The following is a 14,391-nucleotide window of genomic DNA, read 5'->3' as shown; positions in this document are numbered from 1 at the left end:
CACCAAGCTGGGCGCCGAGGAGATCACCCGCGACATCCCGAACGTCTCCGACGAGGTGCTCGCCGACCTCGACGAGCGCGGCATCGTGCGTATCGGTGCCGAGGTTCGAGACGGCGACATCCTGGTCGGCAAGGTCACCCCGAAGGGGGAAACCGAGCTGACGCCCGAGGAGCGGCTGCTGCGGGCGATCTTCGGCGAGAAGGCCCGGGAGGTCCGCGACACCTCGTTGAAGGTGCCGCACGGCGAGTCCGGCAAGGTGATCGGCATACGCGTGTTCTCCCGTGAGGACGACGACGAGCTGGCTGCCGGCGTCAACGAGCTGGTCCGCGTCTACGTCGCCCAGAAGCGCAAGATCTCCGACGGGGACAAGCTCGCCGGGCGCCACGGCAACAAGGGTGTTATCGGCAAGATCCTGGCGGTCGAGGACATGCCGTTCCTTCCGGACGGCACCCCGGTCGACATCATCTTGAACACCCACGGTGTGCCGCGACGGATGAACATCGGTCAGATCCTGGAGACCCACCTCGGGTGGGTGGCCAAGTCCGGCTGGACTATCGACGGTTCACCCGACTGGGCGGTAAACCTGCCGGAGGAGTTGCTGAACGCCGAGCCGAACCAGATCGTCTCGACCCCGGTGTTCGATGGCGCCAAGGAGGAGGAGCTGCAGGGCCTGCTTTCCTGCACGCTGCCCAACCGCGACGGCGAGGTGCTGGTCAACGCCGACGGCAAGGCGAACTTGTTCGACGGTCGCAGCGGGGAGCCGTTCCCGTATCCGGTGACGGTTGGCTACATGTACATCATGAAGCTGCACCACTTGGTCGACGACAAGATCCACGCCCGCTCCACCGGCCCGTACTCGATGATCACCCAGCAGCCGCTGGGCGGTAAGGCTCAGTTCGGTGGTCAGCGCTTCGGTGAGATGGAGTGCTGGGCCATGCAGGCCTACGGTGCCGCGTACACGCTGCAGGAGCTGTTGACCATCAAGTCCGACGACACCGTCGGCCGGGTCAAGGTTTACGAGGCGATCGTCAAGGGGGAGAACATCCCGGAGCCCGGCATCCCCGAGTCGTTCAAGGTGCTGCTCAAGGAGTTGCAGTCGCTGTGCCTCAATGTCGAGGTGCTGTCGTCGGACGGCGCGGCCATCGAGTTGCGCGAGGGCGAGGACGAGGACCTGGAGCGTGCCGCGGCCAATCTGGGAATCAACCTGTCCCGCAACGAATCCGCGTCTGTCGAGGATCTTGCTTGATCCGTCGGCCGACCTTCTTAGAAGCTACTCAACCCGGCAAAGGGGAAAGGGAGTTACGTGCTCGACGTCAACTTCTTCGATGAACTCCGTATCGGTCTGGCTACCGCGGAGGACATCCGGCAATGGTCTTACGGCGAGGTCAAGAAGCCGGAGACGATCAACTACCGCACGCTGAAGCCGGAGAAGGACGGCCTGTTCTGCGAGAAGATCTTCGGACCGACTCGCGACTGGGAGTGCTACTGCGGCAAGTACAAGCGCGTGCGCTTCAAAGGCATCATCTGTGAGCGCTGCGGCGTCGAGGTGACCCGCGCCAAGGTGCGCCGCGAGCGGATGGGTCACATCGAGCTGGCCGCGCCCGTCACGCACATCTGGTACTTCAAGGGTGTGCCGTCGCGGTTGGGGTACCTGCTCGACCTGGCCCCGAAGGATCTGGAGAAGATCATCTACTTCGCGGCCTACGTGATCACCTCGGTCGACGACGAGATGCGGCACAACGAGCTCTCCACCCTCGAGGCCGAAATGGTGGTGGAGCGCAAGGGCGTTGAGGATCAGCGCGACGCCGACCTCGAGGCGCGGGCCCAAAAGCTCGAGGCCGACATGAAGGAGCTCGAGGACGAGGGTGCCAAGTCCGACGTCAAGCGCAAGGTGCGCGACGGCGGCGAGCGTGAGATGCGCCAGATCCGCGACCGCGCGCAGCGTGAGCTGGACCGGTTGGAGGACATCTGGAGCACCTTCAGCAAGCTGGCTCCCAAGCAGCTGATCGTCGACGAGAACCTCTACCGCGAGCTGCAGGACCGCTACGGCGAGTACTTCACCGGCGCCATGGGTGCGGAGTCGATCCAGAAGCTGATCGAGAACTTCGACATCGACGCCGAGGCCGATTCGTTGCGTGAGGTGATCCGAAACGGCAAGGGGCAGAAAAAGCTTCGCGCCCTAAAGCGCCTCAAGGTGGTCGCGGCCTTCCAGCAGTCGGGCAACTCACCGATGGGCATGGTGCTCGACGCCGTCCCGGTGATTCCGCCGGAGCTGCGCCCGATGGTGCAGCTCGACGGTGGCCGGTTCGCCACCAGCGACCTCAACGATCTGTACCGCCGGGTGATCAACCGCAACAACCGGCTCAAGAGGCTGATCGACCTCGGCGCACCCGAGATCATCGTCAACAACGAGAAGCGGATGCTGCAGGAGTCCGTAGATGCGTTGTTCGACAACGGACGTCGGGGCCGGCCTGTTACCGGACCCGGCAACCGGCCGCTGAAGTCGTTGAGCGATCTGCTCAAGGGCAAGCAGGGCAGGTTCCGGCAGAACCTGCTCGGTAAGCGCGTCGACTACTCGGGCCGTTCGGTCATCGTGGTCGGCCCGCAGCTCAAGCTGCACCAGTGCGGCCTGCCCAAGCTGATGGCGCTGGAGCTGTTCAAGCCGTTCGTGATGAAGCGGCTGGTCGACCTCAACCATGCGCAGAACATCAAGAGCGCCAAGCGAATGGTGGAGCGGCAGCGTGCGCAGGTGTGGGACGTGCTCGAAGAGGTCATCGCCGAGCACCCGGTGCTGCTGAACCGCGCGCCCACCCTGCACCGGTTGGGCATCCAGGCCTTCGAGCCAATGCTGGTGGAAGGCAAGGCGATTCAGCTGCACCCGTTGGTGTGTGAGGCGTTCAACGCCGACTTCGACGGTGACCAGATGGCGGTGCACCTGCCGCTGAGCGCCGAGGCGCAGGCCGAGGCCCGCATCCTGATGCTGTCTTCCAACAACATCCTGTCGCCCGCGTCTGGCCGTCCGTTGGCCATGCCGCGACTGGACATGGTGACCGGGCTGTACTACCTGACCACCGAGGTCGAAGGCGGCATCGGCGAATACCGGGCCGCCGCCAAGGACACCCCGGAATCCGGTGTGTACTCCTCGCCGGCCGAGGCGATCATGGCGGCCGATCGTGGTGTGCTGTCGGTACGGGCCAAGATCAAGGTGCGGCTGACCCAGCTGCGGCCGTCGGCCGACATCGAGGCCGAGCTGTTCGGTACCAACGGCTGGCAGCCGGGGGACCCGTGGATGGCCGAGACCACCCTGGGCCGGGTGCTGTTCAACGAACTCTTGCCGCTCGGCTATGCGTTCGTGAACAAGCAGATGCACAAGAAGGTGCAGGCCGCGATCATCAACGACCTGGCCGAGCGCTACCCGATGATCGTGGTCGCGCAGACCGTCGACAAGCTCAAGGACGCCGGTTTCTACTGGGCGACCCGAAGCGGTGTCACGGTCTCGATGGCCGACGTGCTGGTGCCACCGCGCAAGAAGGAGATCCTCGACCACTACGAGGAGCGCGCCGAGAAGGTCGAAAAGCAGTTCCAGCGTGGCGCTTTGAACCACGACGAGCGCAACGAGGCGCTGGTGGAGATCTGGAAGGAAGCCACCGACGAGGTCGGTCAGGCGCTGCGGGAGCACTACCCCAGCGACAACCCGATCATCACGATCGTCGACTCCGGTGCCACCGGTAACTTCACCCAGACCCGAACGCTGGCCGGCATGAAGGGTCTGGTGACCAACCCCAAGGGTGAGTTCATCCCGCGTCCGGTCAAGTCGTCGTTCCGCGAAGGCCTGACCGTGCTGGAATACTTCATCAACACCCACGGCGCTCGAAAGGGCTTGGCAGACACGGCATTGCGTACCGCCGACTCGGGCTACCTGACGCGTCGTCTGGTGGACGTCAGCCAGGACGTCATCGTCCGCGAGCACGACTGCGAGACCGAGCGCGGCATCATCGTCGAGCTGGCCGAACGTCAGCCTGACGGCACGTTGATCCGCGACCCGTACATCGAAACATCGGCGTACGCACGGACTTTGGGCACCGATGCGGCCGACGAGGCCGGCAACGTCGTCGTCGCGCGCGGCGAGGATCTCGGTGACCCGGAGATCGACGCCCTGCTGGCGGCGGGCATCACCCAGGTCAAGGTGCGCTCGGTGTTGACCTGTACCACCGGCACCGGCGTCTGTGCGACCTGCTACGGCCGCTCGATGGCCACCGGCAAACTTGTCGATATCGGCGAGGCTGTCGGCATCGTCGCGGCCCAGTCCATCGGTGAGCCCGGCACGCAGCTGACCATGCGTACCTTCCACCAGGGTGGTGTGGGTGAGGACATCACGGGCGGCCTGCCGCGTGTGCAGGAACTGTTCGAGGCCCGCGTGCCGCGGGGCAAGGCGCCGATCGCCGATGTCACCGGCCGGATTCGCCTTGAGGACGGCGAGCGGTTCTACAAGATCACCATCGTTCCCGACGACGGGGGCGAGGAGGTCGTGTACGACAAGCTGTCCAAGCGCCAACGGCTGCGCGTCTTCAAGCACGAAGACGGCTCCGAGCGGGTGCTCTCCGACGGCGACCACGTCGAGGTCGGGCAGCAGCTGATGGAAGGCTCCGCCGACCCGCACGAGGTGCTGCGCGTGCAGGGCCCACGTGAGGTCCAGATCCACCTGGTGCGCGAGGTCCAGGAGGTCTACCGGGCGCAGGGTGTGTCGATCCACGACAAGCACATCGAGGTTATCGTTCGCCAGATGCTGCGCCGGGTCACCATCATCGACTCGGGCTCGACGGAGTTCCTGCCCGGCTCGCTGATCGACCGTGCGGAGTTCGAGGCCGAGAACCGTCGGGTCGTCGCCGAGGGCGGCGAGCCCGCCGCCGGCCGCCCGGTGCTGATGGGTATCACGAAGGCGTCGCTGGCCACCGACTCGTGGCTGAGTGCGGCGTCGTTCCAGGAGACCACACGAGTCCTGACCGATGCGGCGATCAATTGCCGCAGCGACAAGCTCAACGGTCTGAAGGAGAACGTGATCATCGGTAAGTTGATCCCGGCCGGTACCGGCATCAACCGCTACCGCAACATCCAGGTACAGCCCACCGAGGAGGCCCGCGCCGCGGCGTACACGATCCCGTCCTACGAGGATCACTACTACAGCCCGGACTTCGGCCAAGCCACTGGTGCCGCGGTTCCGTTGGATGACTACGGCTACAGCGACTACCGATAGTTAGCAGCGCGACTCCGGTAAGTCCGGCGAGCAGACGCAAAAGCACCCACACGCCCGGCGTGTCGGGTGCTTTTGCGTCTGCTCGTCCATGCAGAGTTGCGCGTTTATCCCCAGTCTGACCGTCCCTGCCTGTTGCCGTCGCCGAGTTGGCCGCATCTTTGTGGCCATGGATATCGAGAGCGCGGTGTTGGCGCGGGGCGGTCTGGCCACCACCGGCGAACTGCTGACCGTGATCACGCGAAGGCAGTTGGCTGGATTTGTCAAGGTGGGCAGGCTAATTCGGGTGTTCCACGGGGTCTATGCGCTGTGTGAGCCTGATTTGCTGGGCAAGCTGGCCGCGCTGGATTTGGTTGCTGGCCAGTCGATCGTCGCGTGCATGGGAACGGCGGCGGCACTGTACGGCTTCGACACCGAGAGCACATCGCGGCTCCACATCCTTGACCCAGGTATACGGATGCGGCCGTCGGCGAGTCTGATGGTGCACCAGCGAACCGGGGCACCGCTGCGACGCGTCGAGGGCCGGTTGGCGACAGCGCCTGCGTGGACGGTGATCGAAGCCGCGCGGGTGTTGCGGCGGCCGCGTGCTCTGGCGACGCTTGATGCCGCGCTGCATGTCGGGGCCTGCACCAGGGGCGAGCTGGACGCGGCGATCCGCGAGCAGAAGGGCCGTCGCGGGATCGTCAAGGTCCGGGAGTTGGTCGGCTACGCCGACGGCCGAGTCGAGTCGAGTCTCCGATGGAAAGCGAGGCAAGGCTGGTGTTCATCGAGGCCCGACTGCCAACGCCCGAGCTGCAGTACCGCATCGTGGACCGCTACGGCAGAGCATGGCGCGTCGACTTCGCCTGGCCGGACGCGATGGTCGTCGCTGAGTACGACAGCGTCGAATGGCACCTGAGCCGCACCGCACTGTTACATGACCGGTTGAAAACCGCGCGGTTGCAGGAGTGTGGCTGGACCAGCATTCCGATGACCGTCGACGACATCAGGCGCGACTCAGTCGACCTGGTAGACCGCGTCAACTATCACCTCCACAGCGGCGGTAATGGCGCGAGCAGACGCAAAAGCACCTACACGCTCGGCGTGTCGGGTGCTTTTGCGTCTGCTCGCCCTAGCTCGGCGACCCACTAGACTGGCCGACGTGCTTATCGGTTCGCACGTGCGCAACGACGATCCCCTGGCCGCCGCCCAGACAGATGGCGCCGACGTGGTGCAGTTCTTCCTCAGCAACCCGCAGAGCTGGAAGAAGCCCAAACCGCGCGACGACGCCGCGGCGCTCAAGGCGTCGACCATTCCGCTGTACGTCCACGCGCCATATCTCATCAACGTGGCCTCGGCCAACAACCGCGTCCGCATCCCGTCCCGCAAGATCCTGCAGGACACCTGCGATGCGGCCGCCGAGATCAACGCGACGGCGGTGATCGTGCACGGTGGCCACGCTGACGACCACGACATGCAGGCCGGTTTCGAGCGTTGGGTCAAGGCGCTCGACTATCTAGAGACCGACGTGCGGGTGTATCTGGAGAACACCGCGGGCGGCGACCACGCGATAGCCCGCTACTTCGACACCATCGGCAGGTTATGGGATCACATCGGGGACAAGGGAATTGGCTTCTGCTTGGACACCTGCCATGCGTGGGCCGCAGGTGAGGCGCTGGTCGATGCCGTAGACCGCATCAAGGCCCTGACCGGCCGCATCGACCTGGTGCACTGCAACGACTCGAGGGATGCCGCCGGATCGGGCGCGGATCGTCACGCCAACTTCGGCACCGGTCAGATCGATCCCGAGCTGCTCGTGGCCGTGGTCAAGGCCGCGGACGCGCCGGTCATCTGCGAGACCGCCGACGACGGACGTAAGGACGACATCGCTTTTCTGCGGGAGAAGACCACGGGCTAACCAGCCGCGGCTAAGCGGCCGAACGCGGGCTTGAATTACATATCTTGTGCACTTGTCGAAGAAATGTAACATTGACCGCATGCCTGACACCCATGTCGTCACCAACCAGGTCCCAACGCTGGAAAACCACAACCCCGCGTCCTCCGCGGTACTCATCGAGGCGCTGATCCGCGAAGGCGGTCAGTGGGGCCTGGAAGAAGTCAACGAGCTGGGCGCCATAAACGGCAGCCGAGAGGCGCAGCGCTGGGGCGAACTCGCTGACCGCAACCGGCCCGTCCTGCACACTCACGACCGATATGGGCACCGCATCGACGAGGTCGAGTACGACCCCGCCTATCACGAGCTGATGCGCACGGCGGTCGCCCACGGGCTGCACGCCGCGCCGTGGGCCGATCCGAGGCCGGGCGCACACGTGGTACGCGCCGCCAAGACCTCGGTATGGACCGTCGAACCGGGCCACGTCTGTCCGATCTCGATGACCTACGCCGTCGTGCCCGCGCTGCGCGCCAACCCCGAACTGGCCACCGTATACGAGCCGTTGCTCACCAGCCGCCAGTACGACCCCGAGTTGAGGCTCGCAACGACGAAACCCGGTGTCACCGCGGGCATGTCGATGACCGAAAAGCAGGGCGGCTCGGATGTGCGCGCGGGCACCACCCAGGCCGCCTCGAACGCCGACGGAACCTACAGCCTGACCGGTCACAAGTGGTTCACCTCGGCGCCGATGTGCGACATCTTCCTGGTGCTCGCGCAGGCACCGGGTGGGCTGTCCTGTTTCTTGCTGCCCAGGATCCTGCCCGACGGCACCCGCAACCGAATGTTCCTGCAGCGCCTCAAGGACAAGCTGGGCAACCACGCCAATGCCTCGAGCGAGGTCGAATACGACGGAGCCACAGCATGGTTGGTGGGCGAGGAGGGTCGCGGGGTCGCGACCATCATCGAGATGGTCAACCTTACTCGCCTGGACTGCACCCTGGGCAGTGCCACCAGCATGCGCACCGGTCTTACCCGTGCCATCCACCACGCCCAGCACCGAAAAGCATTCGGCGCCTATCTGATTGACCAGCCACTGATGCGCAACGTGTTGGCGGACCTATCCGTGGAGGCCGAGGCTGCCACGATGGTCGCGATGCGGATGGCCGGGGCCACCGACAGGGCGGTGCGCGGTGACGACACCGAAGCGCTATTCCGGCGCATCGGTCTGGCCGCTAGCAAGTACTGGGTGTGCAAGCGGTCCACCCCGCACGCTGCGGAAGCCCTGGAATGCCTGGGCGGCAACGGTTATGTCGAGGAGTCAGGCATGCCACGGCTCTACCGGGAGGCGCCGCTGATGGGCATCTGGGAGGGCTCGGGCAACGTCAGCGCGCTAGACACGTTGCGCGCCATGGCAACTTGCCCCGAATGCGTCGACGTGCTGTTCGACGACCTGGCCCACAGCGCGGGCCAGGATTCCCGCCTGGACGGCCACGTCGAGAACCTGCGGCAACAACTGAGCGATGTGCAGACCATCCAGTACCGGGCTCGCAAGGTCGCCGAGGACATCTGCCTGGCGCTGCAGGGCTCGCTGCTGGTGCGCCACGGGCACCCCGCCGTGGCCGAGGCCTTTCTGGCCACCCGCCTCGGCGGGCAGTGGGGTGGGGCCTTCGGCACCATGCCGACCGGGCTGGATCTGGCGCCCATTCTCGAGCGCGCACTGGTCAAGGGCTGAGTCGGAAGGATGACCCACACCAGCAGGGCGGTCGACTTCGACAACCTGAAAACCATGACCTACGAGGTGACCGACCGGGTGGCGCGTATCACCTTCAACCGTCCGGAAAAGGGCAACGCGATCGTCGCCGACACTCCGCTGGAGCTGTCGGCGTTGGTAGAGCGCGCCGATCTGGATCCCAACGTGCACGTCATTCTGGTTTCCGGTCGCGGCGAAGGGTTTTGCGCGGGATTCGACCTGTCCGCGTACGCCGACGGAACCGGTTCGGCCGGCGGTGAAGGCGTAAAAGGGGCCTACCAAGGCACCGTGCTCGACGGGAAGACTCAGGCCGTAAACCACCTGCCGAATCAGCCATGGGACCCGATGATCGACTACCAGATGATGAGCCGATTCGTGCGCGGGTTCTCCAGCCTGATGCACGCGGACAAACCCACGGTGGTCAAGATTCACGGTTACTGCGTGGCCGGCGGCACGGACATTGCCCTGCACGCCGACCAGGTGATCGCCGCCGCCGACGCCAAGATCGGCTACCCGCCGACGCGGGTGTGGGGTGTCCCGGCGGCCGGGCTGTGGGCCCATCGGCTCGGTGACCAGCGTGCCAAACGTCTGCTGTTCACCGGCGACTGCATCACCGGCGCGCAGGCCGCCGAATGGGGTTTGGCGGTCGAGGCACCCGACTCGAAAGACCTGGACGAACGCACCGAACGGTTGCTGGACAGGATCGCCGCGCTGCCGGTGAACCAGCTGATCATGATCAAGCTCGCGCTGAATTCCGCTCTGCTGCAACAGGGTGTGGTCACCAGCAGGATGGTCAGTACCGTGTTCGACGGTGTCGCCCGCCACACCCCCGAGGGGCACGCGTTCGTGGCCGACGCGGTCGAGCATGGTTTTCGGGCGGCCGTCAAGCACCGCGACGAGCCGTTCGGCGACCACGGCCGGCAAGCGTCACAGGTGTAGACCGTGGCGCAGATGACCGCCCGCTCGGTGGTGCTCAGCGTTCTGCTCGGCGCGCATCCAGCCTGGGCGAGCGCGAGCGAATTGATAAAGCTGACAGCCGATTTCGGCATCAAGGAGACAACGCTGCGGGTGGCGCTGACACGAATGGTTGCCGCGGGCGACCTTATCCGCTCGGCCGACGGCTACCGCCTTTCGGATCGATTGCTGGCCCGGCAACGGCGGCAGGACCAGGCCATGCGCCCCCAGGCAATGGCTTGGTCCGGTTACTGGCACATCGTGATCGTGACCAGCGTCGGGACCGACGCCCGCGGCCGGGCAGCACTGCGAAATACCATGCAAGACAAACGATTTAGTGAATTACGCGAAGGCGTGTGGATACGGCCCGACAACCTTAATCTGGATCTGGACCCGGATATGCACGCCCGGGTGCGGGTGCTGCGGGGACGCGACGACGCACCCGAAGAGCTGGCCGGCCAGCTGTGGGATCTGCCGCAATGGGCGGCAACGGGCAGCCGTCTGCTCGACGAGATGGAAAGCGCCACAGACGTTCCCGGGCGGTTCGTGGTCGCGGCCGCGATGGTGCGCCACCTGCTCACCGATCCAATGTTGCCGACGGAACTGCTGCCCACCGATTGGCCGGGCGCCCGGCTGCGTGCGGCTTACCATAACTTCGCCACCGAATTGGCGGAGCGACGCGAAACAACTCAACTTGCGGAGGCGACATGAGTGATCCGGTGCGGGTGGAGCGCAACGGCGCGGTGACCACGGTGATCCTCGACCGGCCGGCGGCGCGCAATGCCGTCAACGGTCCCACGGCCGCGTCGCTGTACGCCGCGTTCGACCAATTCGACCGTGACGACACCTCCTCGGTCGCGGTGTTGTGGGGCGACAACGGAACCTTCTGCGCGGGAGCGGATTTGAAGGCGTTCGGCACCCCAGACGCCAATGCTGTGCACCGGGAAGGGCCGGGCCCGATGGGCCCGAGCCGAATGGTGCTGTCCAAACCGGTCATCGCAGCAGTAAGCGGTTACGCCGTCGCCGGTGGACTGGAGTTGGCGTTGTGGTGTGACATGCGGGTTGCCGAGGAGGACGCCGTGTTCGGTGTGTTCTGCCGGCGGTGGGGGGTGCCGCTCATCGACGGCGGCACCGTGCGCCTGCCGCGGCTGATCGGGCACAGCCGGGCCATGGACATGATCCTCACCGGTAGGGCGGTAAAGGCGGATGAGGCACTGGCCATCGGTTTGGCCAATCGTGTTGTGCCCAAGGGGCAGGCCCGGCGGGCGGCCGAAGAGTTGGCGGCCCAACTGGCTGACTTACCGCAACAATGCCTGCGATCGGACCGGCTGTCGGCGCTGCAGCAATGGGGGCTGCCGGAGGCCGCCGCGCTCGATCGTGAATTTGCCAGCATCTCGCGGGTCGCCGCCGAGGCGATGGAGGGGGCAGGACGGTTCGCCGCGGGCGTCGGCCGGCACGGCGAGTCGGCTGGATGGCCGGTCAGCCGCCCTTCTTGATGTCGTTGCTCGAACCGATGTTGTCGACTTTCGGGTCGCCGGCCTTGTACGTGATGGTGTTGTTCATTCCCAGCACCGTGAGGTGGCTGTCGATCTTGTCGAAGGTGATGTTGTTTCCGGCGCCACCGACGGTGACTGTCGCGCAGGTACCGGTGACGGTCAGCGTGTCGTTCGAGCCGCCCACGTTCAGTGATTTACCGTCGGCGCAGTCCAGGGTGGCGGTGGCCCCGATGGCTCCGTAGGTCAGCGTGTTGCCGATCTGGATCGAAGCTGTGGTGGACGGGCCGCTCGTCGAAGTCGGCGCCGCCGTTCCGCTGCTCGGGACCGTCGCGGACGTCGTGGCCGGGGCGGACGTCGTCGAGGTCCCGGAGGTGGCGGGCGGGTTCGCTGTCGAGCTGCAGCCGGCCAGCCCGAGCGCTACCGACAAGGCCGCCGTCACGGCGAACGCGGGCAGTCTGGACGCAGGGAGGTGCGCGCGCATTATTTTTTGGTACCCCTTCGGTTGCCTATGTCAGCCCACCAGTTGAAGCCGGTTGGTCATGCCCAGCTCACGACCGCGGTCCCAGAGGAACGGGTCGCCGGCGCGGTAGAAGACCGTCTCGTCATAGCCATAGACGGTGATGTCGTGGGTGACACTGTCAGCGACGACGGTGTTGGACGAGCCCATTACCGTCACCGCCCAGCAGTTTCCCTTCGCCGTAACGTTGTTCGCGCTGCCGTTGACCAAGAGCGTCGAGTCGTTGCAGTCAATGGTCGTCTCGATGCCCTGCCCGGTGACGTGGGTGTCGCCGTTCTTGGCGTGCGCGGCAGGCGGCGCGGGCGCGGCAATGATGGTGATGACACAGGTTGCAAGTGACCCGAGTGCCGTTATCCATTTCACGGTGGGCCCCCCTTCTCCGGCGGGTGATCTGCTGGACTGAGCGTACGTGGATGCACCCACGTCACGACAGACCTTCGATAACCGGAGTTTGGGTGCGGCCGTTTGATGGGCCGGTCAACTAGAGTCGTTAGTTAATTCGCAACCGAAGGGCGATCGTCATGGCAGCTCCCGAACCGCCGTCAGCGGGCGGGCGCCAGCGTGCCGGTAAATCTGCGGCCCGCCCGGGCAAGCTCAGCCGCGACGGCATCGTCGAGGGTGCGCTGACGTTCCTGGACCGGGAAGGCTGGGACTCGCTGACCATCAATGCGCTGGCTACGCAGCTCGGCACCAAGGGGCCCTCGCTCTACAACCATGTCGACAGCCTCGAGGACCTGCGCCGGGCGGTGCGAATTCGGGTCGTCGACGACATCATCACGATGCTGAACCGCGTTGGCGAGGGCCGCGCCCGCGACGATGCGGTACTCGTCATGGCGGCCGCTTACCGCAGTTACGCCCACCACCACCCCGGTCGGTACTCGGCTTTCACCCGAATGCCATTGGGTGGTGACGATCCGGAGTACACCGCCGCCACCAGAGGCGCTGCCGCGCCCGTAATCGCAGTGTTGTCGTCCTACGATCTGGACGGCGAAGATGCGTTCCACGCTGCGCTCGAGTTCTGGTCGGCGATGCATGGGTTCGTGTTGCTGGAAATGACCGGTGTGATGGACGGCCTCGACACCGACGGGGTGTACTCCGACATGGTGCTGCGGCTGGCTGCCGGCTTGGAGAGGCGCACCGCTTCCGGCACTGCCCAACTGACCTAAAACTGGCCCCAGTGTGGTGCCGTTTCACCCTCGCGGACGTGCGGGGATGAGGGCCGCGACGCCGCTTTGACCTGCGCGACTGGCGGCGGGTATTGTGGTAGCTCGTGCCTGGCGGCTTACGGCGCCTGACGTAAGGGAACGGATGCCGGGCTAATTCGTATGTCCACGAAGCAGCGGGGAAGTCTCCGGTGCTGGGCGCGTGCGACACGCCCGGTCGCGGGGTACTGCGAAGGGGCATAACTGCACTACAAAGACTTGCACACCATTGAAGACGCCGAACGCCAACAGAGAAAGCCGGTAGATGCCAACCATTCAGCAGCTGGTCCGCAAGGGTCGTCGGGACAAGATCGCCAAGGTCAAGACCGCCGCTCTGAAGGGCAGCCCGCAGCGTCGTGGCGTGTGCACTCGCGTGTACACCACCACTCCGAAGAAGCCCAACTCGGCGCTTCGGAAGGTCGCCCGCGTGAAGCTGACGAGTCAGGTCGAGGTCACCGCGTACATCCCGGGTGAAGGCCACAATCTCCAGGAGCACTCGATGGTGCTGGTCCGTGGCGGGCGGGTTAAGGACCTGCCCGGTGTGCGGTACAAGATCATCCGCGGTTCGCTCGACACCCAGGGCGTCAAGAACCGCAAGCAGGCTCGGAGCCGCTACGGCGCCAAGAAGGAGAAGAGCTGATGCCGCGCAAGGGGCCCGCACCCAAGCGTCCGCTGGTCAACGACCCGGTCTACGGGTCGCAGCTGGTCACCCAGCTGGTGAACAAAATTCTGCTAAAGGGGAAGAAATCGCTGGCCGAGCGCATTGTTTACGGTGCGCTCGAGCACGCTCGCGACAAGACCGGTACCGATCCCGTCATCACCCTCAAGCGCGCACTCGACAACGTAAAGCCGGCCTTGGAGGTCCGGAGCCGCCGCGTCGGTGGCGCCACCTATCAGGTGCCCGTCGAGGTGCGCCCCGACCGGTCGACGACGCTAGCGTTGCGCTGGCTGGTCAGCTTCTCGCGGCAACGCCGGGAGAAAACCATGATCGAGCGGCTGGCCAACGAGATTCTGGATGCCAGCAACGGGCTGGGGGCCTCAGTCAAACGGCGTGAGGACACCCACAAGATGGCCGAGGCAAACCGCGCCTTCGCGCACTATCGCTGGTAGAGAGTGCGCTGCGGCCTCGAAGCCGCGAAGGCGGCGACACCAGAGAATGCTGGGCGCAACCGAGTGAACTACTAAGCAACCGAAAGAGTGGGAAGACTTCTGTGGCACAGAAGGACGTGCTGACCGACCTCACCAAGGTCCGCAACATCGGCATCATGGCGCACATCGACGCCGGCAAGACGACGACGACCGAGCGCATCCTCTACTACACCGGTATCAGCTACAAGATCGGTGAGGT

12 protein-coding genes and 2 pseudogenes are annotated in these 14,391 nt (G+C 65.3%); 12 read left to right on the top strand and 2 right to left on the bottom strand.

Annotated elements, in window-relative coordinates:
• The 8 genes and pseudogenes from JO236_RS04520 to JO236_RS04485 all read left to right on the top strand — a co-directional run.
• Nucleotides 1–1,246 (top strand): annotated as a pseudogene (locus tag JO236_RS04520) (DNA-directed RNA polymerase subunit beta); the annotation flags it as partial.
• A 57-nt stretch (nt 1,247–1,303) separates the two neighbouring features.
• Entirely contained in the window at nt 1,304–5,254 is a 3,951-nt protein-coding gene (locus JO236_RS04515) for a DNA-directed RNA polymerase subunit beta' (RefSeq protein ID WP_293325343.1), read from the top strand.
• Between the two features lie 166 nt (nt 5,255–5,420).
• A pseudogene (locus JO236_RS04510) lies at nt 5,421–6,283 on the top strand (hypothetical protein); the annotation flags it as partial.
• A gap of 109 nt (nt 6,284–6,392) precedes the next feature.
• Nucleotides 6,393–7,148, top strand: a complete 756-nt coding sequence (locus JO236_RS04505; RefSeq protein WP_293325341.1) for a deoxyribonuclease IV — start codon at nt 6,393–6,395, stop codon at nt 7,146–7,148.
• A gap of 79 nt (nt 7,149–7,227) precedes the next feature.
• Complete coding sequence (locus tag JO236_RS04500; protein ID WP_293325338.1) at nt 7,228–8,856, top strand: acyl-CoA dehydrogenase family protein; 1,629 nt, start codon at nt 7,228–7,230, stop codon at nt 8,854–8,856.
• Nucleotides 8,857–8,865: 9 nt separating this feature from the next.
• Nucleotides 8,866–9,813 (top strand): crotonase/enoyl-CoA hydratase family protein, encoded by a 948-nt coding sequence (locus JO236_RS04495; RefSeq protein ID WP_293325335.1) that lies wholly within the window; start codon nt 8,866–8,868, stop codon nt 9,811–9,813.
• Between the two features lie 3 nt (nt 9,814–9,816).
• Nucleotides 9,817–10,539 carry a PaaX family transcriptional regulator C-terminal domain-containing protein gene (locus tag JO236_RS04490; RefSeq protein ID WP_293325332.1) on the top strand — a complete coding sequence of 241 codons (723 nt, stop codon included), beginning with the start codon at nt 9,817–9,819 and terminating at the stop codon, nt 10,537–10,539.
• Nucleotides 10,536–11,324 (top strand): crotonase/enoyl-CoA hydratase family protein, encoded by a 789-nt coding sequence (locus tag JO236_RS04485; protein WP_293325329.1) that lies wholly within the window; start codon nt 10,536–10,538, stop codon nt 11,322–11,324. Before JO236_RS04490 ends, JO236_RS04485 begins: the two co-directional genes overlap by 4 nt.
• Here JO236_RS04485 and JO236_RS04480 read toward each other — a convergent pair.
• Together JO236_RS04480 and JO236_RS04475 are read right to left on the bottom strand one after the other, a co-directional pair.
• Complete coding sequence (locus JO236_RS04480; protein ID WP_293325327.1) at nt 11,308–11,805, bottom strand: DUF3060 domain-containing protein; 498 nt, start codon at nt 11,803–11,805, stop codon at nt 11,308–11,310. The genes JO236_RS04485 and JO236_RS04480 overlap by 17 nt on opposite strands.
• A 30-nt stretch (nt 11,806–11,835) precedes the next feature.
• On the bottom strand, nt 11,836–12,204 hold the full coding sequence (locus JO236_RS04475) for a DUF3060 domain-containing protein (protein ID WP_293325324.1): 369 nt from the start codon (nt 12,202–12,204) through the stop codon (nt 11,836–11,838).
• Between the two features lie 158 nt (nt 12,205–12,362).
• Between JO236_RS04475 and JO236_RS04470 the strand changes: the two genes are divergently transcribed.
• From JO236_RS04470 to JO236_RS04455, 4 genes are all read left to right on the top strand, one after another.
• On the top strand, nt 12,363–13,007 hold the full coding sequence (locus JO236_RS04470) for a TetR/AcrR family transcriptional regulator (protein ID WP_293325321.1): 645 nt from the start codon (nt 12,363–12,365) through the stop codon (nt 13,005–13,007).
• Nucleotides 13,008–13,308: 301 nt separating this feature from the next.
• Nucleotides 13,309–13,683 carry a 30S ribosomal protein S12 gene (gene rpsL, locus JO236_RS04465; RefSeq protein ID WP_007167812.1) on the top strand — a complete coding sequence of 125 codons (375 nt, stop codon included), beginning with the start codon at nt 13,309–13,311 and terminating at the stop codon, nt 13,681–13,683.
• Nucleotides 13,683–14,153: a 30S ribosomal protein S7 gene (gene rpsG / locus JO236_RS04460; RefSeq protein WP_293325318.1), complete on the top strand. Its 471-nt coding sequence runs from the start codon at nt 13,683–13,685 to the stop codon at nt 14,151–14,153. Before rpsL ends, rpsG begins: the two co-directional genes overlap by 1 nt.
• Nucleotides 14,154–14,254: 101 nt before the next feature.
• On the top strand, nt 14,255–14,391 hold a 137-nt coding region (locus JO236_RS04455; RefSeq protein ID WP_293325346.1), incomplete at its 3' end, for a GTP-binding protein.

The sequence above is a fragment of the Mycobacterium sp. genome, assembly GCF_019247635.1.
Taxonomy (GTDB): domain Bacteria; phylum Actinomycetota; class Actinomycetes; order Mycobacteriales; family Mycobacteriaceae; genus Mycobacterium.
The sequence above is the reverse complement of the archived record's forward strand: the minus strand, read 5'-3'. Positions and strand labels throughout refer to the sequence as shown.

Excerpts from the sequence above, each read along its gene's own strand:
- JO236_RS04500 (WP_293325338.1), top strand. The coding sequence starts at position 7,228 with ATGCCTGACACCCATGTCGTCACCAACCAGGTCCCAACGCTGGAAAAC.
- JO236_RS04495 (WP_293325335.1), top strand. The coding sequence starts at position 8,866 with ATGACCCACACCAGCAGGGCGGTCGACTTCGACAACCTGAAAACCATG.
- JO236_RS04485 (WP_293325329.1), top strand. The coding sequence starts at position 10,536 with ATGAGTGATCCGGTGCGGGTGGAGCGCAACGGCGCGGTGACCACGGTG.
- JO236_RS04480 (WP_293325327.1), bottom strand. The coding sequence starts at position 11,805 with ATGCGCGCGCACCTCCCTGCGTCCAGACTGCCCGCGTTCGCCGTGACG.
- JO236_RS04470 (WP_293325321.1), top strand. The coding sequence starts at position 12,363 with ATGGCAGCTCCCGAACCGCCGTCAGCGGGCGGGCGCCAGCGTGCCGGT.
- rpsL (WP_007167812.1), top strand. The coding sequence starts at position 13,309 with ATGCCAACCATTCAGCAGCTGGTCCGCAAGGGTCGTCGGGACAAGATC.
- rpsG (WP_293325318.1), top strand. The coding sequence starts at position 13,683 with ATGCCGCGCAAGGGGCCCGCACCCAAGCGTCCGCTGGTCAACGACCCG.